Below are 26,331 nucleotides of genomic sequence, written 5' to 3'. Positions count from 1 at the left end.
CTTGCATAGGTCGAAAATGTCAGCGCGAGGGAAAACAATCACCTTAACTTTCTCCCCTTTTGGCCGAGCTGCACCGCCTGCAAAACCTTGGCGTTGAAACGCACAGCATCCTCTGCCAGCCGCCCCTCCAATTCCTGCACCGCTGCCAATGAAGCGCCTTTTGCATCAATTTGGGGCGCATAGGTGAAACCACCGCCGCCGCCGCCAAACGCGCCCTCAAGGCGGTTATTCGGAATGACCTGCGCACCCCTTGGAAGATTGACCACTTCCGGCCCGCGCTCACCAACCCATGACAGGCCGCCTCGCCAGTTATCGGTTCCGAGGGCGTTTTTGCCGATGAGCGGGGCACTCAACCAATCGTCACCACCAAGGATCTTTGAAATCCCTCTGACAGCAAAAATCTTGACCAGCTCAACCGCAAATTGGCGTAAGGCATCTGTTCCGCTATCAATCCGGTCAATCAGCGATCCGATGGCCGAGTTAACATCATCAGACATTGTTCCGGCAGCGTCTCCGCCTTCCTGCAACCTTTTCAGAAGCTCTGAGAGGCTTGAACTCGCTGCGCCCGACTTTTCCGGGGTTTCCCCAAGGGATTTATTGAGCTGGTCAAGCCGCAGGTTGTATTCGTCCTGATCAATCACACCCTTTTTCAAGGCTGCGTTCAGAACAGCCATACCCTCCGCCAAACGCTTTGCTTTGGCCGCTGCGGGGTCGATTACCCCAAGCAATCTTTCCAATGCCTCACGGGACTTATCTGCGGCAAGCGGATCAGTACCGCCACCGCCCTCACCTTCGCCCAAGGCACCGCCGCGCTCGCCACGTCCAGGAAATTTCCTTTGATAAATTCCCTGCAACGATTGCCCCAAACGCTTTTTATGCGCTGAAAGACTCTCAATTTTTTCCCGGTAGTACTGATCAATATCTGCAAGTTCCTGCTTTGCGTTCTCAAATTCCTCAGGTAGCCCCACCAACTGAGTAAAGTGCGCCCCCTCTTTCATTTGAGCGGTAGCAAGAGCGCCTTCTGCCTGAGCGCGTGCAAGGGCATATTCCGCCTCAGCGGCACGCAAAGCTGCATCAGCCTGCTCAATATGTTTGCCCGTCAACGCTACCGCCGCATCCACCGCCTTGCCACTGGATGTATCCAAGCCATCTAACGCCACAGACAATTGGCGCTCTGCCTCTGAGGCATCATAGGCAGCAGTTTCCGCATCCCCCAACCGGGTAGACAGCAAAAACACCCCGCCCGAAACAGCCGCAATAGCAAGCCCGATAGGCCCGGAAAAGAACGCCATGGCGCCGCCGAGCGCTATCATCGCCACCCCGGCAAGCTCTGCGTTTTCGGCCAGGGCAACCGAAGCATCTGCCGCCAGGGCGATGCCGCGCGCGATGGTGGATCCAAACAGCGCCGCCGCCTCAACAAAGGCCGGGTTCAAAATGGCAGTCGCAAGATCGGAAAACGCGGATACCAGGGCCGCAACCGACGTTTGCAAAGGGCCGCCCGCAACACTGGCATTCTGAAAATCTAATGCAAGCTGCTGCAAAATCGGGGCAAGCCCAACTGCAAGCTGATTGCGAAGCCCTTCCATAACAAAGGAAATCTTTGACAGCGCATCATTGGCACTTTCAACGCCAGCAGCGGCATCCTCACTCAGGCTGATCCCGAATTTCTGGACCTCATCGCGGGCGGAGCGAATAGCGCCGGACCCCTGCAGCATCACAAGCGCCATTTCATTGCTGCGCACGCCCAGATCTCGCAGGATCCCGGATGCGTCTTGCGCACTCAGGCCCATTTCATTCATCCGGTCAGCAATGGCGCCAACCCGCTGATCAACGTCCAGATCCATCAGCGCCTTTGCATTCAGGCCCAGCAGTTTCAAAGCATCAGCCGCAGGGCCTTTGCCCTCGCGTGCCGCCTCAGCAAGGCGCTTGCCCATCTGTTGCACGGCGCCGTTGACCTGTTCCACAGATGCGCCGGCATACCCGCCCGCGATCTGCAGCGCGCGCAAACCGTCAATGGTGCCATCCACAGAACGGGCCATCTTGGCTTGCGCATCCACATATGACAGCCCGCCCTTTGTCATGGCGGTAAGCCCGACAGAAGCCGCAGCAAAGGACGCAGCCGCCACACCCGCGGCCACCTTGGCCACACGCCCAAAGCCCTGCACCATAGCCTTAGCGCGCCCGATGCCGCGGGCGAGGTCCTTGGTATCGGAACCGATCCGAACCTTGAGATCACCGATATTCTGGCTTGTCATCAGTCAGCCCCTTTCTGCTCGCGCATCTGCGCCAGCTCCGCCGGATCCCCGCCCCAGGCGAGAAACAACATGTCGAGAGAAATTTCCTGCTCTGCAGGGGTTTGCGGGGCCTGCGGCTCATCGCGGACCATAAGGCTTGAAAGCTCCGGCAGCTTCTGCTGCCGCATCAGAGCGGCAGTAGTCCAGGCGAGCCACGCCCGGCCATCCTGCTCAGCAGACACACGGCGGTGCGCGCCCTCAATCCGGGCAACCATCTCACGCGGGGTAATGTGCCAAAAGCTATCCGGGTCCAAGCCATAGGAGACATAGACCCGGTGCAGCTCAAGCCAATCCCAGACCGCAGCCCCGCCGTCTACTTTCCCGGCTCACCTTCGGCATCAGGAAAGGCAGCAAGAACCGCTTCGGTCATGATGCTGTGTTCACGGCCTTTCAATTGGTCGATCAGACGCCCCGCGTCCTTGATCGTTGCATCCTCGCAATCTTCAAGCATCAACGCCCAAAACATCAGGCGCGTATCACTCATATTGAGCTTGGATGTGTCCCTGAAGCGATCAAGGAAGTCCTGAATGCCCAGGCCCGTTTTTTCTTCCAGATCGCAAATGGAATTGGTCGAAAGGACAAGCTTCATTTCCTTGCCGTCGAATTTTGCGGAGATCTCGCCGCGCACCTTGTTCGCCATCAGAGCGCCCCTGTTATCTGGTGTTTGAAATGCTGAGGGCGGCACTTGGCCGCCCATCAGTTACGCGCTCAGCGTCGGCTTGCCGGAAGGCTTCACCGTAAATTCCCCGGCCATCTTATCCGGCGAAGGATCGCCCGGTTTCCAATTCTGCGGGATGCCCGAGAAATCCAACTTGACACCGCCAGGATAGGTGATGCGGAAATCGCCCTTGCCCGCGATCATCGCGGCATAAAGCGGATCCGCTGCCGTCGGCACATAGTTGAACGCGATGGTTGCCGGATCCGTATCCAGCAGGCCCGCAATGTACTCGCGGAAATCATCCTCGCTTTCCAAGTGCGTTGCGTCGATGGTTTCGCGGTTGACCCCCGGAGATGTGATGGAAGTCACATCCTCGCTGATCTTGGTGTAGTTGGTCGAACCGCCATCAAATCCATCACCGATGGAAAAGGTGGCGCCCATGCCGATCTGCGCCGAACTCACTGGCATATCAGATCCTCCGATTTTTCAGGGTTTAAAGGGATGGATCACCCGGCGTGACGCCAAAGACGATCTCATAATTCATGATCCGCGTGCCGATGATCGCCGCGCCCTGATTGCGCGCGATCTCCACCGACAACAGGCGGCATGATTGGGCGAGGCCGAAGTTCCCAGCGGCAAGCACCTTCTTTTCAACGGCGAGCTGCAGATCATCCAACTGATCCATCGGATCTCCACCGGGCCGGGCCATCAGCGCCACCGCAAGCGATAGGCTGCGCACCACCTCGCTTATGCTCTGACCGTGATCCAACCCCTCGCCCGTGGCGAACACATAAAGCGCAGGCAGCTTTTCATCCTTGAGCACCCAACCGGCAGGAAGCGTTTCCAGGATCTCGACAGCAACCGCATCACCGCCCTGATCCACGGAAATTCCATCTGCCAGGATTGCAGCCCTGAACCGATGCCGCAGCTCTTTGGCAATCAGGATATCGCTCAAGGCACTTCCTCCAATTCCGCCGTGATCAGCGCATCCGAGGCCGGGTTTGCGTTTTCACGCTCAAAGAGGATTTTGTAGATCTGACCGTCTTTCGGGTCGATCAGATCCCCCTCAGCAAGATCCGCCATCACATCCCGCGAAGCCCGCAAGGTTGGAACAAGGGTTTCGATCTCAGCGCCATCAGCCGCCGGAACAAGGAAAGGAGCCTTGCGGAAAATCGCGGTCACATCACGCGCTTGCGGTGTGCCGGGGTGAATGGTGACGGTGCCGCCAAAGGCGCGCGACAGCGCGCCAGCGACACCGCGAAACGGTCCCTGCATCGCTTAGCGGACTGCGCCGTCCAGCAGCACAGCGCCGGTAGCAGACGGATCAGCAGCAGCGTTGACCGCGGCGCCCACCAGCTTGTTGCCGCTGGCAGCGCTGGTGCATTCCTTGGTGGTATCGTTCCAGTAGACTTTGGCGCCCGCCGTCCATGCCTGCGCAGAGGTCTTTTTCAGATCGAAGGCACCCTTGCGAACAATAGTCACAAGCTCGCCCGATGCCGCGTCACTGGTGGCAACGCCGAACAGATTGCCGACAAGCACACCCTCACCGGCCTTGACGTCATAAGGCGCGGTAACAGTCAGATTGTCGCCGGGCTGGATATAGTTTTTCATGGGGTTTCCCCTTTGGATCAGAAGGATTAAAAGTGCGAAACGCAAAGGGGCGCCTCTATCAGGCGCCCCTTTGCGAAATCAGCCGAAAGGCCGGGAGTTAACCGCGGCGGTATGCCCCGCGGAACTCAGCCGACGAGGCGCCGAAAATGTGGCGGGCGGTCATGCTCACACCGTCCGGGTTCATGCCTTCTTTGGTCATGACCGTGGGGGCCTCATAGCCATCCAGGAAAGCATGCTCCAAAACGGGCAGATCCGAGGCGAACAGATACCACTTACTGTCCGAGCCGCCCGCAGCCGCACCAAGCGACGGCTCAACCGCCGGGGTCAGGGTGGATCCGAACGGGTTGGCATCCGCCGCTTTGGCCGGGGTGGCCGCCGTCACAAACTGCAGTGCCGTGGTTTCCAGCGCGGGCGGCACAAACAGCAGATCCGGCGAAACGGCGATGAAATCATCTTTATCTTTGGATCCCGCCGGGCGCTGTTCCCACATCGCTTTGCGACCCTCGCCCACCGTGGCCACACTGATCGCACCAGCGGCGCCGAGGTTGCCGTGATCGGAATGAAACAGAGCCTTGTCATCGCCGGTCTTGGCGTTGTCGCGGATCAGACCCCACGCAATCTTGCTTTCCAGAGTGCCCGCCGCACGCGCGAAATCACCCGGCAGGCGCTCGAATACGCCCATATCGTCGTTCACGATGGCCTCAAAGGTCAGGTTGATTTGACGCCCGTACTTCGCCACCTTGAGGCCCGACGCCTCATCGGTGATGTTCGACTGCAGATACTCGCCGCTTTCATTCACCGGCTTGAGCTGGAAATCACCGCCCGCGGTGATCGAATGCAGCGCGCGGAAGTCCGAGGCGCTGCGCTGGCGCGAAATCCGGCGCCAGGTCGAAGCCCGGCGCTCATAGGCGGCGCGAAGGGTGCGGTTCATCACCTCTGTGGTAATAAAGGCAAAATCGGAAACACCCATGGCGCCCGACATGATTGTGGTGCTGCGGATGCCTGACCGGATCGTGTCGAGATCGTTGAAGCCTGCCGAGCTGCCGCCAAGGTGCATCGCCAGATTGCGCAGGCGCAAGCCGCGAAACTGTTCTGCAGGGCCTTCCAGGGCGTGCATCTGCGGGGCCGCCCGGTGCATCAGCGCACCAATCATGCCCTCAACCTGCGTCTGCCCCTCATCGCGCCGCACCTCGACGCGCACGCCACGCGGCTGATTGGCTGACATAACCGCCAGGATCCGTGCATTGGCCTGCTCAAGCGAGGTGCCGTCACTGCACATGCGATCAACCTCCGCCTGCGGAATATGTGCCATGAACGGCGCCGCGGCTTCACGGATGCCCTGCATCCGGGTGCGATCCGCAGCAACCGCATCCGCAGCGCTCATCTGCGGCGCAGCAGCAGGCGGCAGAGCAGCCGGGGCCTGCTGCATTACGGGCGCCGGATCAGCAGGCACCAGCGGTGCGGTTGCTGCCGGAGCGGGCGCCGGGGCCGGGGCGGCAGGCGCGGGGGCTGCCTGCATCTGCAGCTCTGGCCCTGCGACACCGACAGCCGCCGGAGCTGCGGGGGCACGGCGCCGGGCGCATTCTGGGGGTATTGGACATGTTCACAACCTCATTCACATTGGGCATCTGCCCTGTTTCTTGGCTTGCGCCATCGCCAAGGCCCGCCTCGCGGGCCTCGAATTTCATTTGTGCCTCTCGGGCACGGTTGAACGCCGCACGCGCCGCACGCTTGGCAGCATCGTATTGCATCACCGGATCCACATCCGCCGACGCCGCCGACGCCGTGACAGCATCGGCAAACCCTGCTGCAACCGCCTCTTGCGCGTTGAACATGGTTTCAGCTTTCATGATCTCGCGGACGGCGTCCGGCGTGCTGCCCGCGCGGGCCGCATAGACAGCCGCATAAGCGTCTGCCATCGCGCTCAGCTCATTCGCTGCAGCCTGCAATTGGTTGGGATTGCCATAGGCGGGACCGGAGGGGTCATGCACCAGCATCAGCGAACCCGCCGACATTTCGATGCGACCCGCCGACATGATCATCAGCGATGCGGCGGAATGGGCGTTGCCAGTGACTTTCACCGTCACCTTGCCGGGGTGCGCCTCAAACGCCGCCCGGATCGCCTCGCCCTCAGAGGGCGACCCGCCATCACAGTTGACCATGACTGTCACGTCACCCGAAAACTGCCCCAGGGCATCCAGCACCATCTGCGCAGAAAAAAGGCCGGTATCACCCGGCCAAATCCATTCGTCCTTGACGATGGTTCCAAACAGCCAGATCGCTCCGGCCTTAATCAGATCGCTCATACTCGCTTTCCTTTTTCAATGAGCCAGTGAAATCCTCCGGATCATCCCCGGCGATAAGCTGCATGAGCGCGATCACCGCCCGCATCCCGACTGACTGCCGTTCCTGATCGGCCATGCCCGCAGCCACAAATTTCAGGCGCTCCACATCAGCTTCCCGTTCCTGCGCAACAATATCGGGATCCAGTCCCATAGCCCGCTGCTCACGGCTGAGGCTCGAAAGCCCACCCGCAATTTTGGCAAGGATCGACGGTATTTCCTTGACCGGATCAACCATCGCGCGGCTTTGAGCTGTCCACTTGATTTCTAGCGGACTTAGGCGCTTGCTCTGCGTCAGCCGGTAGGCATCCAGCGCCCAACGGCCAATGCCTGCGCAGAACTGCGCAATCATGACCTGCTGTTGCCACGTCTCGATGTTCTTATCCATTTCAAGCCGCCCGGCCCGCATGGATGAGTAATTGACCCGGCTCAGATCACCGCTAAGGCTTTCATAGGTGATGCCGCTGCCCATAGCGATTGCGCACAGCCCGAGACGCATCACCACGTCAAAATCGTCCACTTTGGGCGGGTTGGTGAACACCACATCCTGCCCCTGATCCGCGTAGACCAGCGCGCCCGGCCCCATCTCATCAAGACCCGGCGCATCCTTGGGCCTCGGACCGTCACCGGGCTTGATAACCCCGGCCAGCAGGGCAGAGATCTTTTGCTTAAGGAGCTGCGCTTCTTGATAATCGCGCATCTCTCCAAGCGTCACCATCACCGGGGCAAGCCAAGGCACGCCCCGCATCTGGCCGGGCCGGTCGATCCGCCGGATGTGCAGAACATGCTCCGCCGGGATCCGCTGCGTCTTGATCGAGATCTTGCGCGATGCGGAGCCGGGATGCTGCTCATAGAGGTGATAGGCCACCGCCACGCCGTCAGCGTCAAATTCGATGCCGTCCCGCACCTCATTGCCACCGTGATCAGTGATCACCGTGTTCAGGTGATCGACTTCCACCAGCTCGACGGCCAGCGGCAGCGCCCGCCCGTCATTCTGGCGCACGTGCCGGATCGCCAGAACCTCCCCGCTTTCAAACACACTGTTCATCACAACGGTTTGCATGGAAGCGAGGTTTAAGGCCCGGTGCTTATCCAGGTCCGTTGACTGCAGAAACGGCAGGATTATTGCAGCGGCATCTTTAGCCTGTTTCTGGCTTCTGCCGGTGATGGATGGCGTAATCCCGGATCCAACAACATTGTTTGTCACAACCGACTGTGCCCGGCGGGCAAAGGGCGCATTACGGATCATATCACGCGAACGCTGCCGCATTGTTCCGCGACCGTGTCGGGATGCAGCATCCGCATCCGTTGCCGGAGCGCGCCAGCCTTTGACGCGGCGGCCATTGCTCGCTGCGTCATAGTTCATGAGGATATTTGCCTCAGCCCTGGCTTGGATCCGGGACAACCCTCGCTGCGGTGAAACCGCAAGGATTGCCTTATCCAGCATAGAGGCATTGCTGAAATGCATCATGACTTAAAGCCCCCTGCTGGTGGCTGCATAAACCAGCGAAACCGCCGGGCGGGCGGTTTCAAGATCCGCCTCAATCATGGTTTGGATCCGGCGCAGATCGTTCAAGTTGCGATAGCGCACCATCTCCCCGGCGATCATGGCTTGATCCAGACCGCCCGAGATAATGGCCTTGATGTTCGCAAGATCCTGTTGCGTGTATGTCGCCATGCAGCTCACTCCAAATACTTGATTTTGCGGGGCGCCTTCCGCACGGGTCGCACCGGACCCTCTACAGGTTCAGGCTCGCCGCCCTCGCTCATTGGCACCGCAAATGGATTTGACAGGCCGCCCCGCGCCCAATCGTGCGGATCCGCAGGATCCAGGCGCTGCAGCCCCTTGTGCTCAGCGACCGCTTGCGCGTAGCCGCTCAAGTCGATGCTTTCGTTTCGGGGCTGCAGTTTCTCATAGCCCTTGTCGGTCCACCGCTCCGCCGTGAACTCTTTCAGCGGATCCTCCGGCATCCAGTCGCCCAGCATTAGGGAACCGGGGCCGCCGTCCTCGCGGGCCAGGGCAGAAAAAACCGTATCTTTCAGTTTGTCGGTTGCAATATTCAAAAGCTTGATATCGCGGGCCTGCCCGCCATCGCTCTTGCGCTCCGGTGCCCTGTACCAAACCCGGCCTTGCACCTTGTAACCGCCATGACCGCGAATGAAGAACCAGCGATCCGCCTCATCTTCTTCCCGGCGATCCTGCCAGAACTTGGTTGCCCGGTCTGAAACCCCCGGCTTGCCGTGGAAGTCGCACCCCATGGCCATTGGGATCAGGCCATAGTCCTGACCGTCAACGGCGTAAGGTGTCCGCAGAACTGGCAGCAGCACATCCCAATCCTCAATGTACTTATGCGGTTCAAGCATCCGGCCTTCCACAAGCGGCGCATCAGGCGGCGGTGTGAATAGATCGAAACGGTCGATGATCAGCTTGCGGCCATCCAGGCCAAAGGCCGTGATCTGCACCACAAAGCGATTGCCTTGCACATCCGCCGAGGCAATCAGGAACCGCGCCCACTCCGGCGCAACCTTGTGTGCGAATGGCCGGCACATCCGCTTCAGCGCCTCAAGGGTCAGATCCCCCTCAGTGCTGAGCGCCCGCGGAACATAGGCAAGCCCCATATCAGTGTTAACGACAACCTTTAGCGTTTCCTCATCGCCACCAGCATCCACGGCCCGCTTGGCTGTTTCGTACTTGGTCACGATCCGCGCCCAGGACGCAAAGGCAGCAGCAGCACCGTTCAGGTGATAGCTCACCCGCTCACTTTTGCGCACGTCACCGCTGTCAATCCGGGCAAGCCCGCCCTCAGCGGTTTCATGCAGCCAGTATCCCTTGCGGTTCAGCTCAACTTTTTGATCATGACTGATCCAGCAGCCGTGCGGGCACACCATCACAGCGGCCTCACCAGCCTCAGCGGGTGACAGGCTTTTGTCATAGTGCAGCCGGTCAGTGTGCGGCTCAAACGCCTCACCACATTCCGGGCAATCCCAATACCAGCGCGCCCGTGTGCCGCCGTTGTACAACTCAAGGATCCCCGCACAAGGCGGCGCCTCATGCGGTGTGGAAGGTTTCCAATCTGCCTTAGTGACTAGATAACCCGGCGATGCCTCTGCAACCGTCATGCCGCGCGAGCCAAGCGTTTCCGTCCGCTTAGCCCCCATGGTAAACGGCGAACCCTGATTGCCGACATTGAGGCTCATCCGGTCAATGTCGGTAATGAGCACAACCTGCGTTGTGTTCCCCGAAAGGAAATTCTTTGTCGGCGCACCGATTAGGATCTTGGCCCCGCCGATGAATTTCTTGCTCAGAATGTTTCGATCTGACCGCCCGGTGCCTTGCCGTGCGGCAAGGTCCGGACTGTTCTCGATCATGGGTTTCAGCTCCTCATCAACCCATGCCTCGCCAGTCTTTTCGGTCATATGCACGATGCGGCAGACGCAGGGGTTGCAAAGCACTATGTGACTGACCGTCGATAGCAGCATGACGGTCTTACCGGCACGCGCTGGCCCTACAAAGACCACCTCGCGATAACGGCGTGAGACTGTCATATCCGCCGGTTCATTCATGTAGGGCGTGACATTCCGGTCAAAATCCACCCAACGCCCGTTCGCGTTGACCTTCATGTGTTTCTCCGCCGCGTCGATCACCCCCATTCGGGCCGCGGGCGTCAGAGTGGGCAACGCGCGCGCCAGCGCCACCGAGGCACCGGCATAGGGCGGCATAGGCGGCAGATCCGAGATCTCGCCAACCTGCCGGTTAGGCATCACAACCATTCACAGCAATCTCCCATCCATCGGGTCAAGAACTTGAGCGGGATCCTCACCCAGAGCGGCAGCTTTGATCTTGGCTTGAACGCTGCGCAGGATACCGTCGTTGTAGGAAACTGCCCGCTCCACCTGATCCCCTGTCAGGCTGAACTCACGCTCCAGCCAATCCGGGTGCCCATCCAGGCCAGCCCGGAACTCGCCAAAGATTTGATCCAGCAGTTCAACAACCTCATCCACATGGATAAGTGCGCCGCGCTGCCGGGCCGCCTGCATCCATACAAGCTCTGCCTGCGCCAGCTCTTTCCGCTGGGCGGCGGTAAGCCCAGCCGCCTGATCCTTTTTCCCCAAATTGAGAAATGCCATGCGCTTTTGCGCAACAAAATCATCCGCGGCCTTTCTTTCCTCAGCCGCTTGCGCCTCAGTTTCGACGCGCCATTCCTCGCAGGCGGAATACTGGTATTCATAGGCAACGCCATTGCCGCCCTCAGTCTCAACCGGCATCCCTTTCTTGCGCCATTTATCGACAGTGTTTTCCGACACGTTGAAAATCTGCGCGAGCTGCGAACGGTTCAGCAGCGGCTCACCCACGGCTGCCCCTGCATCTGCGGTTTCGGCTTCCTCTGACATGCCGGAACTCCCTTTCTGTCAGGAGCCAGGGCAACAACAACATCAACCCTAATCTGTATCCCTGAGCATCATGAAACACATCAAAGCACCGGGGCGCGAATTACCCGCATGCGGTGCGGGGCCGGGAAGGACCCAAAGCCCCACACACCCTTAACGCGCGGTCTTCACTGCATAGGCCAGATGCTTCGCGATGGCGGGGCCGATCTCACGGCTCGCCAATACCTTCGCCCGCCGCTCAAACTTGAGGCGCGGCGAATACTTCACTGCGGAGAAGTAAGCGGCCAAGAGCTTGAGGCCCTTGCGCTTTCCAACCGTTCCAACCCGGCCCGACTGCGCCCCGCCCAGCTTTGTCCTGCGCGCGCCCCGCTTGGGCCGCTGCCATACACCCGCGACACCCTTGACCGTGCCGGAGAATACATCAGGCTTGGCGAGCTGCCGCTTGAGTGCGCCACGGGGCATGTTGCCGTATTTGTTGAGACGGGCCGCCACCGGCACCACCACCGCCCGCCGCTTCGCACGGCGCTTACCGCCGGAAGCCTGCAGGCCGAGGTATTTGGATTGAACCTTCTTGAAGCCCACCACGCCGACAAGGCGGCGCTTGGATGCGCGGGCGACAAACATTCCCCGTTTGGTGAACGGGGCGGGCCGGTCAAGATCGCGTTCTAAGCCGGATTGCTCAGCGTCGCGGATCTGACCGGCCACGTCATTGATACCAAGAGCAGCGGCGAACGGCAGTTGACTTGATGCAATGCTGTTCAGCCGCCGCCCTATGGCGCGCGTGTCTACGGACAGTTCAATCATGTGTTGGGTTTCCGGTTGCGCGCCAATTTGAAACTGTGGCCGCGCGCCCTGCACCCAAGGTGCTTAGGGCTAACGCGGTCCTGCCCCTTGGCGAGGGGCTGAGAAACCCGCTTTCGCGGGCGTTCGGCAAATATTCGTGTTATGTGGAGCGAGATCTAGGCTACTTCATGGCTGAAACCCCTTTTCGGCTGGCGCTGGCGGCGGCAAAGAAAACGCCCGCGCTGCTGCTGCAGGGCGGGCGTTGCCGTCTGGACACACCTTTAATCAGTAGGTACACCTTATAAGGTGAGGTTCCGCGTTTTGTCAAACACTTTCCAAAAAGTGTACCGCGTTACGCATCCCAAGGCGTGGGCGCATCGGGCGCCACCAGCCCGAGGACACGGGCCATCAGCTCAAGATACACATCCGCCAGCACGTTCAGCTTGGCAACATCACGGCGATGGCCAGACCACCCGGCCCCCTGCAGCACCGCTTTCATATCCGCGCCATCCAGGCAGATCGCATCCATCAGCGCGCGGGCCATGATCGGCTTGCGGGCGCCGCCACCCTGCGCATTAGGTTTCATCGCCACGCCCGCCCGGTCCAGCGCCCCTTGCACCGTCGAGATCGTGCAAGCGTAGAGGATCCGGGTTGTCACCCCGCCGTCATTGGTGGCCGGGCCACCATCAGCTTTGCCGCCCTCAGCCGATGCGCCTGCCACGGATCCGACTTTCTCAACAGCATGGGCGTATGCCTCCGCCGCCTCGCGGCGCGCATCCCGTTCATCCATCCGGCGCAGCAGCGCGGGCATTCGCTGGCGGGTTGCCTGCACGCCCGGCGGCACCAGTTCAAAGGCTTCCTCTGCCCCGCCGTAGGTGGTTGGTGCTGGCGCGCTGCCCTTGGCCTCGCACAGCTCTGCCGCTGCACGTGCCGGGCCGGGCGTGGCCCGCTCGCCGCTGCCGACACCCACCAGCGCCCGCCGCTGCGCCCGGTTGGTGATGATGGCGATGTTGACCCGCTCTGCGATCCGCCGCGCCGCTACATGGTTCATGCTCAAATCCTCTGTTCAGCCACAAAATCTAGTGAAACGCCCCAAGTGCGGCCACTATATACGAGGTGTACCACACCTTAAAAGATGTTTCTTAGGGACCGTGAAATGCGTGGTCCCGGACTGGGGGACCGTCACGGGACCACAGACTTTGCCGCCGCGCACCTTCCAACCGACTGTATTTTCGGTGTTTTTCTTACTTCCCCTATACCTCTAGGGACCTAAGGGATCAGATTTCCCGTAAACACATAAGGAAGAATATAAAAACACAAAAACACACATGCGCACATGCATGAGGCAAAACCTTGCAACTCAGGTCCCTTAGGTCCCTAGGTCCCGAGCCTTTGCGCAACGCGTTGAATTTACTTTGAAAATCACCCGGACCCCTGAAAATGCCACGTCCCGGCCCGCAAAATCCAGGTCCCTATGACCCCGTAGTCATTTCTTTCCCCTTCCTTTCCCACATACCTATAGGGGCCTTAGGGGTAGAAGTGTGCAGCCGGAAAAGAGGGGTGCGGGGATCGCGAGAAGGGGCGCAGGAATGCGCGGGCGAGTGAAGTTATTGTTATTTCAGTGGGTTAAAGGTTTGCGCCATGTCGGCGCAAACTCAGGCCACAACTTGGGGCGGCTAATTTACGATCAACTCACTCGAAAATACGCGCCGCGCGGTACGGCGCCGCGCTTCACCACGCATTTGTCGTACGGTGCGACAATAACCAGAGGTTTGCTGCACGGTGGAGCAAACCTCTGCGCACAAAAAAAACGCGCTCCAGCCCGGAGCGCGTTCCCGTATATACTCCACCGTGGAGCAATTATTCCATCAAGCGCAAGCCGCGAAAGCCCGTGTCGCTGCGCTTTCCATGGCGGAAGCTGGCACCCGTATCAGGGCACTTGTACACCTCTGACTGCGCCTTGACGCGCAAGCCAAAAGCACGGTGAGGGTGAGGTGTAACTCCGCCCTCATCACAATAAGCGCAGTATGCCTCATACAGATCACGGCTGCGGATCCAATCCGACTTGCGGCCCGATATCACGCATTTTTCCTGCAAAAACAGCAAGATATCGTCCACCTCTTGCCCCTCCTGAACCACGGGTTGCGGCCCCGAGCTGGGCCGCAAAGGCGGCAACGGCAGCCGGTCATACAGCCAGCTCGCGGCAGCCTTGCCCTTTGTCATGCGGACCTCACGCACCATGGTGAGATAGGTCTGAGTATCTGCATCCAACTGGAAGCCGGTTTGCGCCTGTTCCGGCTGCTCATTCAGCCGCCCATTGCGCCACGCAACAAACAGGTTGATGATCTGGCGGGTTATGGCAAAGGCGTTATCCGTCTTGCTTTGCGTGCAGATGTAGAACGTCTGGTGTTCGTTCAGCCAGTATTCTTTCGGATCCCGACCACGCATTTTTATATGCGGTACCGTACCGCATATAACTTCCCCAAATCCCCTTAGCGCCTCCGCGCAGCGGTCAAGCAGTTGGCGAAAGTCACGCGCCCGCGAGTAACCAAGCGCCTCTGCAATATCGAGATCCCGCATCCGGGGTTCACCGTTGAAATCTTGAATAGTCAGGTTCATCATGTCATGTCCTTATCTGAAATAGGCGATGCGCCTTGAATGTATGCATCCCACCTTTAAATGTGTGATGCAAGCAAAATTCAACCTTTAAAGGTGGATCGCACCCTTTAGGTGTTCAGATCTGCAGGGAAGAAAGCACCCGCCTGCTCAGCCATCAGCCTGTGAGCCACGGCCTTGCCGTGCAGCGCGACAGCGAGGGCATCCAGGGCATTGCTGGCGTCAAGATCGGGATCGCTGGCAAAAGCGGCCACAACGATGCGCATGGCCTGCGCCAGCCCTTCCAGCTCGACAGCATCAGACGCCACATTCATTGCGGCGGTCAGGTGGTTCAGACATGGGGTATGAATGGTCATAATTGACCCTCTCTATGTTCAGGCTTCAAAACCCAACCGCGAGAGGCTTCAATCTCTGGCGGCCAGACACACAGGGTTGAAGCTACCGTCCATAGAAAACGGCGCACCCGAAGGTGCCCCCATGCGCCTGACCATAAGAAAAGCCCACGACAGATGACGCGGGCTAACAGGCGTCTATGAACAGACAGGGCTTCAATCCTGGCAGACCCTTTTGCGATCTGCGCCTTTAGGTTGCCCATCTGTTGATTCCGTGTCAAGCCTCAGCAGAACAGAATTTCACAAACGCCTTATAGGTACATATACACCTTTAAAGGTGTAACGCAATCATTAATCGTGCGACTCGCACAACTTGACAGGCATACTCAAGGCCATATATCAGCCCAGCTAACGCCCAGACCGTAACAAATTGTTCAGTCAATACTTGTTTACATGGGCTTTGGAGAGTGCTTGTATTCTCCCAGGGGTGAGTAAAATGAACAACTGCAAAAACAAGGCTTGTCAGGACTGCAAATGCGGTCGCTTTAGTGCGCACCGTGTTGCAAACGCCAATTTCGGCCCGTCTCAAAAGCCCAAAAATGTTGTTCGCCGCGATCCGCTCAAAGCTGCCGTTCGAATTGAACAGCGGTTCAAGGAGACGATGCAGATCTTATCCTAATGTTTTCACCCGTTTTGGAGGAAGGCGAAGAAATCGTCTTCCTCACGCTTGACCAAATCGATTATTTTCACGAATTGGCGCTCAAGTCCGGCGGGCTGGAGGGGTGTTTAAAGACAGATGACCTGCAATCGGCCATTGGACGACCGATAACCGCGCACCAGATCGGCGGGATTTGCGATCTCATCAATTTGGCCGCTCGCCTCTGGCACGGAGTATCCATCGCTCACGGATACAATGACGCCAACAAGCGCACCGCCCTCATTGCCGCGCTCGCCTTCCTCGAAGCCAACGGGGTAGAAGCTGACATAAACCTTTCATCCTCTGAACCGGGCAGGTTCATCGAAGAACAATTTCAGGCAGGCACCTTTGACCTTCCAGCATTGGAGCATTACCTGAGAACGCGCTGCCGCTGGATTGAGGAATAACTACCTCAAACAACCGGCTCAGGGCCGCCGCCAGTGCCGTATTTTGCCCGCACCTCTGCATCCTCGCGGAGCTGGATGAATTCCGGGCTGAGCCGGATCCCGCGATAGCCGGTATCGCTGACCTTGGCCGCGGTGAACCCTTTGCCGTCAGGCGTCTTGTGAAACTTTGATTTGTCGCTGAAGTGCTTGGAAACCGTTTTCGACGTCCAGGGATCGCCCTTACCCGCGTCAACGTACCACCAGTTAAAGGCGTCGATCAGATCACGCGAGCGCGTGAACACGTTCTGATCGCCGTCCACAACACAGCAGTTGTTGATAAACACAAGCATCGGATCGCTTTCCTCGCGGTATTCCTCTGTTGCGTCCAAGATCTCTTGCGGGATCTGCAGGCCATCCGTGAGCCATTTTTCCAGCCCATCCAGCAGCCAATTCAGAATGCCCGCGCGTTCTGCCCACAGCTTTTGCGGCAACAGCGGATCAACATCCTCATCCGGGATAGACACCATAAAGGGCACCAGCAGCACGCGCCGCCAGATCCCCTTATCCGTGCCGCGGATCTCCGGCTTATGGTTGCCGCTGATCGTCAGCTTGAACTCAGGCGTTACCTCAACAAATTCCTGCTGCATCCGACGCACTAGGATTTCCTCGCCGCCCGTGATGGCCTTGATAAAGCCCTCTTTCAGCTTCTGGCCGCGCTCCGGCTCAGCGGCGCGCACCAAACGCGCACCAGGGAGGCGCACAAGATCCGGCGTAGCATCCGAGCCTTTACGCTGATCGGATCCGGCGAGGCTTTCAATCGGAACCGTTGTGGCATAGGCCGCCATCATTTTTGCGATCAGATCCACAATGGTTGACTTGCCATTACGGCCCTCGCCGTAGAAAAAGCAAAGCTTTTGCTCATCAGTCAGGCCGGTCAGACAGTAGCCAAACCAGCGCTGCAGAAACTCGCGCAGCTCAGGATCCGGCTGGATCGAAAGCAGGAACTTGTCAAAATCCGGGCACTGAGCTTGCGGATTGAACTCCACCGCCATCATCTTTGAAAGGTACTGTTCCCGGTCATGCCGCAGCACCTCGCGGACCAGCTTTTTCTTATTGGTCCGCGGGTTCATTTCCACCCGGAACCGGATCACGCCGGTTTCGGTGTTGATCATTAGCGGATCCTCATTCAGCCGGGTGAGCGGCTGATAAAGATCAACCTGCGCCTCGCGCATCATGTTGTTGATCGGGCTTGTATTTCCGGCCGCCTTGGCGTGGGAATGGTGCCCGCGGCGCAAGGCCGCCAGTTTCTTTTTCAGATCGTCGGCGCGCTCGACAACCTTTTCCAGATCCCGCAGACGCGCCTTTTGTTCCTCTGAGCGCTTGGAAGGTGTGACCCCTTTGATCTCCGCCACTTCCTCACGCGCTTGATCACCCGCCTCGACCTGCATTTCCTCCCATTCTTCAAGGCGGATGTACTGCGCTTCGCGGGTGATCTTGCCGGAAACCTGCTGTGCAAGGCGGCGAGTTTCAAGCTGATCGTCATCCTGTTCCCACAGGCGATCTTTCCAAGTGAACCACGCCACACGCGGAACAAACAGGCAGTCAGCACCAAAGTATCCCTTGAACCGCTTGCCGTTACCGTAGTCGTTCAGCGGAAAAACCGCGCATTCCTGCGCAAGGATTTCATCGGGATCATGGGCGGGATCATATGGGCCGGCATCTTGAGGGGTGCGGGGATCCGGGCCGGGGTCATAGCCATCAGGATAGACCCGCTCAGCCCGGTCAAAGGACGCGCGCACATCATCGTATTGTTCATTCATTGCTCGCCCGGCCTCTTAATCATCGTGTTTAGATCGCCACCCGGCACAGTTGGGACGATGTGCGCGCTAAGGCCGGGATTGATCCGCATCGCCCGCTTGGCGCAGGCTGTTAGCTTTGCTTGGGTTTCACGCGGCTCGCTATCGCCGTCCTTGATCAGCCAAAAATCATCTACAGTGCAGGGCGGTACAAACGACGGGCCGCCATCCATATCAGGCTCATCCGAAAACTTGCCGCCGACGCGCTTGCCCGACATGTTGCCGAGATCCACACCGGCCCAATAGCTCGCACCCGGCAGGACGCCGCCAACCAGGGCGGTCAGGGTTGTCTCAATACCCTCACCCGAAACCATGGATGATCCGCAGGCATTGCCAGTCAGACGGATCGCGCCGCCCTGTTTGGATCCGCGCACCACCTTGGACGGCAGCGGCTTGCCATCGGGTGTGAAAATCTGCGCCTTGCCGCTTGGTTGATCAAGGTCAATCCAAGTGCGATGCACCGCGCGCATCATGCCATCAGGCGCCTGAACCGCGGCAACCAGAACCGGGCCGGAATGTAACGTGTGGTTCCGCTTTTTGATCCGCTTGACATAGGGCAGGTCAGGGATGAACCGGAAACACATGAAGGCCAAAGGCAAGAACTCAAACCCCGGCACCCGGAAGGCTAGATATTCCTCTGCCAGAGTGCCCCGAAACGGCTGACAAGCCTGCCAAATGCTGATTGCATCGCGGATCGCCCAGGCGCGGTACTGCGCCTCATCGGCTTCATCCTTTTCCTTCTGATCCTCGCGGACTTTCCGGCGACGCTCGCGCTCAGCGGGATCAATCTCAACTCCCCGCTCGCCTTCCAGAAACTCAATTGCCTCCATGAAGTCGCAATCAAGCACGAGCCGCACAAGCCCGATGTGATCACCTCCGCCGCATGACCGGCAGTTATAGACACGGGTTTTCAGGTTGATTGAGAACCGATCATCGCCGCCGCACTTGGGGCACGGCCCAACGCCTTCCCGCTTGCCGAATTTCACGCCAGCGAGTGGGGGCAACTTGTCCAAGACCTCGCGCATCGAGCGGTCGCGAGCATCATCAATCCGGGGATCATGCACCAGCGCCATAGCGGCACCTCAATCAGTTGGGAAAATCGGGGGATTTGCGGGCGGAATAAGTCACCGCCCGCGGGCCGTTCAATGTCAGAACGGGATTTCATCATCATCAATGCCGTGACCGAAACCGCCGGATCCGCCGCCCGAGCTACCACCGTAGCCACCGCTGGAACCGCCGTCATAGCCGCCGCCAGACCCACCGCCCGAGCTGCCACCCTCCCGCCGGTCAAGCATGGTCAGCGTTGAGCCAAAGCCCTGCAACACCACCTCTGTTGAATAGCGGTCCTGCCCGCTCTGATCCTGCCATTTGCGGGTTTGCAGCTGGCCCTCAATATAGACCTTGGCCCCTTGCGCAGGTATTGCTCTGCCACCTTCACAAGGCCCTCATTGAAGATGGCGACGGAATGCCATTCCGTGCGCTCACGACGCTCACCTGTGTTGCGGTCTTTCCAGCTTTCAGAGGTGGCAATGCGCAGGTTGCAGACCTTGCCGCCGTTCTGGAATGAGCGCACCTCAGGATCCCGGCCCAGGTGCCCGATCAGCATCACCTTGTTAAGTGAACCCGCCATCAAACCGCCCCAGAACAAAGGCCGACGACATAGCCGCGTCAAACGACAGGATAAGCACATCCTTAGGCGGACACGTAACGGCCTGAGACAGATCAAGATTTGTCAGGTGAAGCGCGCCGGGCGTAACCGGCGGCAGGAAACCATTTGCAAGACCCATATCGCCCCAGCCGTCAACGACCTCGCGGCAACCCAAGGCATGGGCGAGATCCTTGCCATGATGCGTTTTCCCACAGCCCGCCCGGCCATGAACGATGATCGTGCGATATTCACGTGTACCTTTGGGCATCACGAAATTCCTTTGTGATTGATAGAAACAGGCGCGCTTTTGCGCGACCAGAGAGGGCAGGACGCCGCACAACGCGGGCCGTCCACTTCTATTTTCCGAACCGAACAAAGTTGCGCCTTTGCCCGGATTTCCGCATCCGGCGGAAAGGCAGAACAGGTGCCGCAAATCCGGCGCAGTCCAATTGCGCAATTCGGCATCTTGGGATCACGCCGCTGATCACGGCGCACAAGGCGACGACAGTCAGCAGCGTAATGGGACAGATCAAGCCTTTGCATTGACGCCATCCTGCAGGCTCACACCGCCCTTACCCTTGATCAGTCGCTTGCGAACCGTCCGCTTAAGCCGGTCCGGATCGGGTGCGGGCAGGACGCCAGGGCAATCGCGGCAAAGAACCAAATGACTGCGCAGCAGTTCAGTAGCCATTTCATCCACCGAAACCGGCGGCAGACCATTTTGAGCGGCGAAATCACGCGCAATGAGCGCAATGTCTTTTTGCTCTCTCTCGCTCAACGTCAGGGTGCAATCATACATTTTCGCACCCCGCCGGATCCGCGAACGACTTACGCCAATTTGGGAAGCGCTCATCCAGCTTGGAGCAGACGCGATCCGCATAGGATCGAACGTCATACTCAGCGACAGGCGGCAGGATCCGCCCTTTCCTGGCCGCCTCAGCTCGCACAAATGTCTCTACGGCATTCGCACGGGACAACATGAGATCCTTGCTGCCGTCGCTCAAAAAACGGCCAACCGCATTAATACCCCCAGTAGCACCGGAGACAACTTGGGCGGGAAGCTCCAAGTCAGCAACAGCACACAAGAGCCAGCCGCGAAACACGTTGACCGGCGGTAAATCCGCCAAAATTCCTTGTTCCTTCATTGGTGCTTCCTCGCAAATCAAACACTATATGTATGCATAACACCTTTAAGGGTGTGGTCAACCCGGCAATCGCACCTTATTGGGGGTAATCCATACTTGAAGTTGCCAACCCCACCTTTAAATGTTAGCCATTCCAGCAGGGGCAACAGCCCGGCCACGCAAAAAAATAGAATTGATTAGGTAATCCAAATGGCGAAACCAAAGTCCGAGCGCAGGCCCGAGGTCCTGCGCAAAGTCGAAAACGCCCGCATTAATTTGAGAATGGCCATTGCGCTAAGCGACTACAGCGAAACATCCGCTGCCCAAAAAGGCGGCATGAGCAACAATGTTCTAGGCAAGTTCTGCCGTGGTGAAACCGACATTACTTTAGCAAACCTGCTTTCAGCTTGTGAGCTGTTAGGCGTGCCGATCTCGCTCATCGTATCCGATCACCAAATTTCCCCGGCCCGGATCAGGTTGGCTAAGCTAATCGACAATATTGATGAAAGAGATCTTGAGGCGTTTATTGCCGCCGAAAAAGGCGGGGCTTAACGCCAGCATCAGGCCAAAAGATTCAAAACTCAGAAAATGAAATGCGGCGCGTGCGCCGCATTTTCTTGTTTGATCAAGCAGAGCCACGCGCTGCTATGAAATTTTCCAGATCATCGGCCAGCTCATTCAGACCCTGCTCATCACGGCCAGCAGCCAGGGCGGCAAGAGCGCCAAATACTTCGAACTCACTTTCCTGAACAACAGCGGGCCGCCTTTGATCATGGCCCGTCATACTGAATTTGCGGGAACCCCCACCGCCGCACCGGGAAGCCTCAACGCTTTCCGGCACTGGCTGCGCACCGCCCATATGGGGCAATCGCGGCTCACACATTATTTTATCCTTCCAACCTTAAAACTGCATATACACACCCATATGACGCTAACTTGCGTCGGTCAACCCGGAGATGCACTACATCTAGATGTACACCCTAAATTCTATTTTGAAACCTTAAATGCTTGCGTCACACCTTTAAATGTGTGATACACCTTGGATACACCCTTAAAGGTGAGAGCATGGACAAGGTTGACACACTACTGCCACAGGCAAGCGCATGGCCGCCATCAGATGGCCCGGTTGTGGCCCTGATTGACGGCTCAGGACTTGGCATTTGCCTATTGATTCTCTTTCTTTTTTTGACCTGCGGCATGATTTTCCATGAGGGATCCGGCAAATGAACAAGCTGCAGATCCTCACCGCAGATAAGAACCTCAATACGGATGATGCCATTGCGTGGCTGGCCAAGCATGGGATTGTCACCAATCGCAGCGGCCTTGACACTCTCCGCCGTGAAGGCCGGTTGAAGTGGATCGAAACCCGCGGAAAATTCAAAGTACTCTACCGGCGCGAAGATCTGGCAGATGCCTTTATCACGGAGCAACACACATGCCCCTCAAGCTTAGACAAAAACCCGGCTCGCCCAACTGGTACATCCGCGGCACGGTCGCAGGGATCCACGTTGACCGCAGCACTCAAACTAGTAACCGAAAAGCGGCAGACGCGATCCGCATCAGGACGGAAGCGCAAATCCTCCAACGTGCTGCCCTTGGAAAGAAAGCGACAGCCACCTTCGAGGAAGCCACAGTAAATTACCTGATGGCAGACGGTGAGGAACGCTTTCTTGAGCCGCTGCTGCGCCATTTCGCGGGCAAGAAACTGTCCGAGATTGACAATGCTGCGATCAATACAGCAGCAAAAAAACTGTATCCGAACGCCAGTTCCGCCACGATAAACCGCCAGCTCATCACACCAGTCTCAGCCATCATGAACATGGCCGCCGAGGACAAGCTTTGCGATGCGGTCAAGCTCCGGCGGCGCAAGGTAGATACAAAAGCTACCCGATGGTTGACGCCAGAGGAATTTGAAGCCTTCGCGGCTGAGCTGCCCCCACATCTCAGCAGGATCATCGGGTTCATGATCGGCACGGGCGCACGGGTGAGCGAAACCCTCAGCCTGCAAGCGTCCACCTTCTACCAGGGCACCCGGCAAGCGTATCTTGTGGAAACGAAAAACGGCCACCCCCGTATGGTCGAGTTTCCCGAACGCGCCCGCCAGATGATCTGCACCGACGATCTGCCGGAAACGCGCGAGCTGTTTCTGACCTCGCGCGGCAAACCCTATGAGCCGCGCGAAAACACCGGCGGCCAGATCAAAACGGCATTCAACAAGGCACGGGACCGCGCCGGGCTGGAAAGCAAAGGACCGCGCAAGGTGACGCCGCACACGATCCGGCACACATGGGCAACATGGTTCTATTCGCAAACCAAGGATTTCGGAAAGCTCTTGGATCTAGGCGGATGGGCCGATGCGGACACCGCCAACATTTACCGCAAGATTGCGCCCGACGACCTGCCGGAACGCCTGCTGCAACACGGCTGGGACTTCCGGCGCGGACTGCAACCCAACGCCAACAACCTGCGCGCCGTGCGCTGATAGGAGGAAGCCAATGTCACCAGAACTGCAGGATCTTGAGCACCGGATTGAGTGCGCCAAGATTAAACACGGGATCACTAGCGCCAATCTGGCCGCCGCACGTGCAATTCAAGCAAGTTGGCGCTGGCACATGTACGCCCTCCCATCAATGAACCGGGGGCATCGAGAACTTCAAGAACAGGTCGTTCGCCCCACATACGACGGGCAAAGATCTCACGACCTTTTTTTTGCTCAGTTGACACCTTTTAGCTGTATTTACACCTTTAAAGGAAGCCCTATGACCGACAAAACCGATGCCCTGCGCGTTACCCCCGAAATGGTAGATCTCGAAATCCGCCGGGAACTCTATCATGTGCCAGAGGGCACCACGCTCACCATCTGCACTATTGAGCTGCAGAACAGCTTCACCGTGACCGGAGAAAGCGCCTGCGCGGACCCCAAGAGCTTTAACCTTGAAGAAGGCCAGCAGCGCGCCAAAGCAGAAGCCCGCAAAAAGGTGTTCCTACTTCTGGCATTCCGGCTGCGGGATGAAGCGCACAGCCAGGAAAACCGGCGGGATGAGGCGCGCGAGACATTGCGGGGCACCGGGGCCGCCAAGAGCGATCCCCTTGTGCGCGCCGCCCTTGAGGACCCGCAGGAAACCGTCAAGCGCTTCCTTTCCGAACGCTGCAGCGTTGACGGATCGGACAGTTCTTTCACATCGACAAGCGATGCAATCACAGCGTTCCAGAAATGGCAGGAGGCTGAAGGCCTCGCAGCATGGCCCCAGACAACAATCAAGATGCGCCTGCAGAAGATCGACCAGATCAACGGCAAGTCGATCCGCTTCCTCAAGGAGCAAATTACCGGCTGGACCGGCTTCAAACTGAAGGCCATCAAATGACCGCAGCGCATTGGGCCGGGCCTTACTATTTCATTGGCCGCCTCAAGGTTGGGCAGGTTTCACCCGGCTGGACGCCCGGCCCCAATGGCGAAACCTTTGCCGGGCTGTGTTCACTTCCAGGTGCCGCCCAGGTGCTAGGCCCCTTCAGCTCAGAACAGCGCGCCCGCGAAATGGTCGAGAAATCGGCGGCCAGCCGGATCAAGGCCATGTTCGGCGCAGGCCCCGACACCACCGAAGCCGCCGTGAGCGCGGGCCGCCATCTGCGCGTTACCGCCCGCGCGATCCTGATGGCGGGCGTATGGACCTGTGACAACCCGGTCAACGTCTACGCCATGTTTGATGATCTCCGGCACGCCTTGGGCATGAAGCGCGAAGATGTGCCGGCCATCCCGAAACCGAAACCCCGCGCGGCGGCGGCAGACGAATACACACCCCTGCCGCCGGAAGAATTTGAACCCTTTGAGGAAGATGGAAGGCAAACAGCATGACACAACTTTCTATGAGAGATCGCGCTCGGGCCCTGCTGGCCCGAGCGAACGACCCAGCATCAAGTGAAGCAGAGGTCAATCTGTGCATGCAGAAGTCCATGGACTTGATGAGTAAGTTTGGCTTCACGATGGATGAGATTTCCGGCGATCAGGCTGAAGATATCGGCGCCAGCTACACCCGCTGGACCAATGGCAGGCCGGGCGGCGCAATGGTTTACGTGCAAAATGCGATTGCCGCGTTCACCAACACCCGCGTGGCCTTCAAAGGTTGCGTTTCTGAGGGTTCGGCCATGACTTACCACGGCTACAGCGCAGAACGTGACCTTGCAGTTTGGCTGCATGGCCACATCCTGAATGCCATCAAGGTTGAAAGCGCAAACTACGATCCGGGGCCATATCCGCCACATATTCGGGCAAAAGACCGAAAGTCATTTGCCATCTACATGGCCAGAAGAATTGCGCAGCGGCTTTATGCCATGTCCGAGACGCTGGACGACGCAGGCCGAGGAACTGGCACAGAGGTCATGATCGTCAAAAACAAGAAACTGGATGACCACTATGAAAGCCTTGGCTTCAAAAAGGCGGTTAACCGCAAGGTCAGTGTGTTTTCCGAGGGCGTCGAGGCTGGCAAGCGAGCTGGCGACAATCTTTCCCTGCGTCGACCAGTTTCGGAGCAGAGCGCGCCCCTCGCAATTTCATCCATCTAAGCCCCGGAGGCCGACATGGCAGACGATATTTGGCCGGAAGACTATTGGGGCTTCCTAGGGATGCCCGCAAAACCACAGGAGCAAACCATGACTGGAATTGAAGCCATCGCGGCAGAGCGCCAGCGCCAGATTGAAAAGGAAGGCTGGACGCCAGCGCATGACGACGAACACAGCGATGGCGCGATGTCTGCCGCCGCTGCCGCTTATGCCTTCAGTGCCTTCACCAACACCAATTACCGCGCCGATGCCGCCAACCCGCAAGGCTTCTGGCCTTGGGATATTGGATGGTGGAAGCCCAAGACGCCACGCGAGGACCTGGTGCGCGCTGGCGCCCTGATTGCCGCCGAGATTGAACGCATCGACCGCGCAGCGGCGCGCGAAACCGAATAGTCCAACAAAGACCACTACACGGACAACTGAAAACACACCAAAGGCCCGCCATCAGGCGGGCCTTTGGCATTCCTTACAGATCAAACACTTTGAGCTGTTGGGGCGCTGCCTGCTGTGATGGGCATTCCGGCTGCGCTGCAGGAACCGCGCGCACCACGCGCAGGATCTCCGGCAGAACCACAGGGACTGCAGAAGATCCAACCGCCAGCGCAATCAACACCGCGCTCAGCCAGTCCAAAGGCCGCATCTTGCGACGGCACGGGTGAACCGGCCCCCTCATTGCACCAACCCCAAAGCCCACCGACCAAGGGCCGCAAACTTTTCCCAAAGCAACGCCAGACCAGATGCAACAGCCGCAAGCCCCAGGATCACGCTGCGCCAGCGCGCACGCACAATTCCCTTGGCTTCCTCATACTTGGCAATCTCAATCAGAATTTTGCCATGCCTGAGTATCTCGCGCACCCGGTCCACCTCATCAGGCTTGAGCCGGGTAACATCACCCCCGATAGCCGCCTGCAGCTCCCCCAAAATGGCAAGGATCTGCTGATCCGCCGTCGCTTGCTCTTGCACTTGAATTTTCCTTTCACCGCCGCCCAAACCCAGGAACAACCGCACGGGCGCGCAAGCCGGGCAGAAAGCGCGATC

General features: G+C 58.6%; 31 protein-coding genes and 1 pseudogene. 8 read left to right on the top strand and 24 right to left on the bottom strand.

What is annotated here, in order from left to right; genetic code table 11:
• Window positions 1–38: 38 nt before the first annotated feature.
• From ETW23_RS00465 to ETW23_RS00385, 17 genes are all read right to left on the bottom strand, one after another.
• Window positions 39–2,057, bottom strand: a complete 2,019-nt coding sequence (locus ETW23_RS00465) for a hypothetical protein (RefSeq protein ID WP_134828769.1) — start codon at window positions 2,055–2,057, stop codon at window positions 39–41.
• Between the two features lie 197 nt (window positions 2,058–2,254).
• Entirely contained in the window at window positions 2,255–2,548 is a 294-nt protein-coding gene (locus ETW23_RS00460) for a hypothetical protein (RefSeq protein ID WP_134828768.1), read from the bottom strand.
• Window positions 2,549–2,607: 59 nt separating this feature from the next.
• Entirely contained in the window at window positions 2,608–2,934 is a 327-nt protein-coding gene (locus ETW23_RS00455) for a GTA-gp10 family protein (protein WP_167738052.1), read from the bottom strand.
• Window positions 2,935–2,994: 60 nt separating this feature from the next.
• Window positions 2,995–3,420 (bottom strand): phage tail tube protein, encoded by a 426-nt coding sequence (locus ETW23_RS00450; RefSeq protein ID WP_134828766.1) that lies wholly within the window; start codon window positions 3,418–3,420, stop codon window positions 2,995–2,997.
• Between the two features lie 25 nt (window positions 3,421–3,445).
• Window positions 3,446–3,907, bottom strand: a complete 462-nt coding sequence (locus tag ETW23_RS00445) for a hypothetical protein (RefSeq protein ID WP_134828765.1) — start codon at window positions 3,905–3,907, stop codon at window positions 3,446–3,448.
• The gene (locus ETW23_RS00440) at window positions 3,904–4,227 is read right to left on the bottom strand and encodes a hypothetical protein (RefSeq protein WP_134828764.1); all 324 of its coding nucleotides are present in this window, start codon (window positions 4,225–4,227) and stop codon (window positions 3,904–3,906) included. The genes ETW23_RS00445 and ETW23_RS00440 overlap by 4 nt, the downstream gene beginning before the upstream one ends.
• A 3-nt stretch (window positions 4,228–4,230) precedes the next feature.
• Window positions 4,231–4,563 carry a DUF2190 family protein gene (locus tag ETW23_RS00435; protein WP_134828763.1) on the bottom strand — a complete coding sequence of 111 codons (333 nt, stop codon included), beginning with the start codon at window positions 4,561–4,563 and terminating at the stop codon, window positions 4,231–4,233.
• Window positions 4,564–4,660: 97 nt separating this feature from the next.
• Complete coding sequence (locus ETW23_RS00430) at window positions 4,661–5,992, bottom strand: hypothetical protein (protein ID WP_134828762.1); 1,332 nt, start codon at window positions 5,990–5,992, stop codon at window positions 4,661–4,663.
• A gap of 13 nt (window positions 5,993–6,005) precedes the next feature.
• A complete protein-coding gene (locus tag ETW23_RS00425) occupies window positions 6,006–6,869 on the bottom strand; it encodes a head maturation protease, ClpP-related (protein ID WP_134828761.1) in 864 nt (287 codons plus the stop codon).
• Window positions 6,853–8,271, bottom strand: coding sequence for a phage portal protein (locus ETW23_RS00420; RefSeq protein WP_167738051.1), 1,419 nt, complete (start codon window positions 8,269–8,271; stop codon window positions 6,853–6,855). The genes ETW23_RS00425 and ETW23_RS00420 overlap by 17 nt, the downstream gene beginning before the upstream one ends.
• Window positions 8,272–8,379: 108 nt before the next feature.
• A complete protein-coding gene (locus tag ETW23_RS00415) occupies window positions 8,380–8,583 on the bottom strand; it encodes a phage head-tail joining protein (RefSeq protein ID WP_134828759.1) in 204 nt (67 codons plus the stop codon).
• A 5-nt stretch (window positions 8,584–8,588) separates the two neighbouring features.
• Window positions 8,589–10,676, bottom strand: a complete 2,088-nt coding sequence (locus ETW23_RS00410; RefSeq protein WP_134828758.1) for a phage terminase large subunit family protein — start codon at window positions 10,674–10,676, stop codon at window positions 8,589–8,591.
• A complete protein-coding gene (locus ETW23_RS00405) occupies window positions 10,677–11,297 on the bottom strand; it encodes a terminase small subunit (RefSeq protein ID WP_134828757.1) in 621 nt (206 codons plus the stop codon).
• A gap of 150 nt (window positions 11,298–11,447) precedes the next feature.
• Window positions 11,448–12,098: a hypothetical protein gene (locus ETW23_RS00400; RefSeq protein WP_134828756.1), complete on the bottom strand. Its 651-nt coding sequence runs from the start codon at window positions 12,096–12,098 to the stop codon at window positions 11,448–11,450.
• A 331-nt stretch (window positions 12,099–12,429) separates the two neighbouring features.
• Window positions 12,430–13,128 (bottom strand): hypothetical protein, encoded by a 699-nt coding sequence (locus ETW23_RS00395; protein WP_134828755.1) that lies wholly within the window; start codon window positions 13,126–13,128, stop codon window positions 12,430–12,432.
• A gap of 809 nt (window positions 13,129–13,937) precedes the next feature.
• Entirely contained in the window at window positions 13,938–14,699 is a 762-nt protein-coding gene (locus ETW23_RS00390; RefSeq protein ID WP_134828754.1) for a Bro-N domain-containing protein, read from the bottom strand.
• Between the two features lie 104 nt (window positions 14,700–14,803).
• Entirely contained in the window at window positions 14,804–15,049 is a 246-nt protein-coding gene (locus ETW23_RS00385) for a hypothetical protein (RefSeq protein ID WP_134828753.1), read from the bottom strand.
• Between the two features lie 654 nt (window positions 15,050–15,703).
• On the opposite strand from ETW23_RS00385, the gene ETW23_RS00380 reads away from it, so the two are divergent.
• A complete protein-coding gene (locus ETW23_RS00380; protein ID WP_134828752.1) occupies window positions 15,704–16,129 on the top strand; it encodes a type II toxin-antitoxin system death-on-curing family toxin in 426 nt (141 codons plus the stop codon).
• Window positions 16,130–16,134: 5 nt separating this feature from the next.
• Here ETW23_RS00380 and ETW23_RS00375 read toward each other — a convergent pair whose 3' ends face one another.
• From ETW23_RS00375 to ETW23_RS00350, 6 genes and pseudogenes are all read right to left on the bottom strand, one after another.
• Entirely contained in the window at window positions 16,135–17,928 is a 1,794-nt protein-coding gene (locus ETW23_RS00375) for a phage/plasmid primase, P4 family (protein ID WP_134828751.1), read from the bottom strand.
• Window positions 17,925–19,037: a hypothetical protein gene (locus ETW23_RS00370; RefSeq protein ID WP_134828750.1), complete on the bottom strand. Its 1,113-nt coding sequence runs from the start codon at window positions 19,035–19,037 to the stop codon at window positions 17,925–17,927. The genes ETW23_RS00375 and ETW23_RS00370 overlap by 4 nt, the downstream gene beginning before the upstream one ends.
• Window positions 19,038–19,112: 75 nt before the next feature.
• A pseudogene (gene ssb, locus ETW23_RS00365) lies at window positions 19,113–19,594 on the bottom strand (single-stranded DNA-binding protein).
• A complete protein-coding gene (locus ETW23_RS00360; protein ID WP_134828749.1) occupies window positions 19,578–20,069 on the bottom strand; it encodes a hypothetical protein in 492 nt (163 codons plus the stop codon). Before ETW23_RS00360 ends, ssb begins: the two are co-directional and overlap by 17 nt.
• Window positions 20,070–20,141: 72 nt before the next feature.
• On the bottom strand, window positions 20,142–20,411 hold the full coding sequence (locus ETW23_RS00355; protein WP_134828748.1) for a hypothetical protein: 270 nt from the start codon (window positions 20,409–20,411) through the stop codon (window positions 20,142–20,144).
• On the bottom strand, window positions 20,404–20,757 hold the full coding sequence (locus tag ETW23_RS00350; RefSeq protein WP_134828747.1) for a hypothetical protein: 354 nt from the start codon (window positions 20,755–20,757) through the stop codon (window positions 20,404–20,406). Before ETW23_RS00350 ends, ETW23_RS00355 begins: the two co-directional genes overlap by 8 nt.
• A 189-nt stretch (window positions 20,758–20,946) precedes the next feature.
• Here ETW23_RS00350 and ETW23_RS00345 point away from each other — a divergent pair, with 189 nt between their 5' ends.
• The 7 genes from ETW23_RS00345 to ETW23_RS00320 all read left to right on the top strand — a co-directional run bounded on the left by ETW23_RS00345 (window position 20,947) and on the right by ETW23_RS00320 (window position 25,686).
• Window positions 20,947–21,288: a helix-turn-helix transcriptional regulator gene (locus ETW23_RS00345; protein ID WP_134828746.1), complete on the top strand. Its 342-nt coding sequence runs from the start codon at window positions 20,947–20,949 to the stop codon at window positions 21,286–21,288.
• Window positions 21,289–21,801: 513 nt separating this feature from the next.
• Entirely contained in the window at window positions 21,802–21,963 is a 162-nt protein-coding gene (locus ETW23_RS24980; RefSeq protein ID WP_167738050.1) for a hypothetical protein, read from the top strand.
• 127 nt (window positions 21,964–22,090) lie between these two features.
• Window positions 22,091–23,218: a site-specific integrase gene (locus ETW23_RS00340; RefSeq protein ID WP_254695100.1), complete on the top strand. Its 1,128-nt coding sequence runs from the start codon at window positions 22,091–22,093 to the stop codon at window positions 23,216–23,218.
• Between the two features lie 13 nt (window positions 23,219–23,231).
• Window positions 23,232–24,101 (top strand): Gp49 family protein, encoded by an 870-nt coding sequence (locus ETW23_RS00335; RefSeq protein ID WP_205879926.1) that lies wholly within the window; start codon window positions 23,232–23,234, stop codon window positions 24,099–24,101.
• A complete protein-coding gene (locus ETW23_RS00330; protein ID WP_134828745.1) occupies window positions 24,098–24,589 on the top strand; it encodes a hypothetical protein in 492 nt (163 codons plus the stop codon). Before ETW23_RS00335 ends, ETW23_RS00330 begins: the two co-directional genes overlap by 4 nt.
• Complete coding sequence (locus ETW23_RS00325; RefSeq protein WP_134828744.1) at window positions 24,586–25,296, top strand: hypothetical protein; 711 nt, start codon at window positions 24,586–24,588, stop codon at window positions 25,294–25,296. Before ETW23_RS00330 ends, ETW23_RS00325 begins: the two co-directional genes overlap by 4 nt.
• 15 nt (window positions 25,297–25,311) lie before the next feature.
• Window positions 25,312–25,686, top strand: a complete 375-nt coding sequence (locus ETW23_RS00320) for a hypothetical protein (RefSeq protein ID WP_217621249.1) — start codon at window positions 25,312–25,314, stop codon at window positions 25,684–25,686.
• Between the two features lie 276 nt (window positions 25,687–25,962).
• Here the strand turns inward: ETW23_RS00320 and ETW23_RS00315 are convergent, their stop codons facing one another.
• Window positions 25,963–26,295 carry a hypothetical protein gene (locus ETW23_RS00315; protein ID WP_134828743.1) on the bottom strand — a complete coding sequence of 111 codons (333 nt, stop codon included), beginning with the start codon at window positions 26,293–26,295 and terminating at the stop codon, window positions 25,963–25,965.
• Window positions 26,296–26,331: the final 36 nt, after the last annotated feature.

The sequence above is a fragment of the Leisingera sp. NJS201 genome, assembly GCF_004535885.1.
Lineage (GTDB): Bacteria > Pseudomonadota > Alphaproteobacteria > Rhodobacterales > Rhodobacteraceae > Leisingera.
Note: the sequence above shows the minus strand (reverse complement) of the source record. Positions and strands in the feature narration are given on the sequence as shown.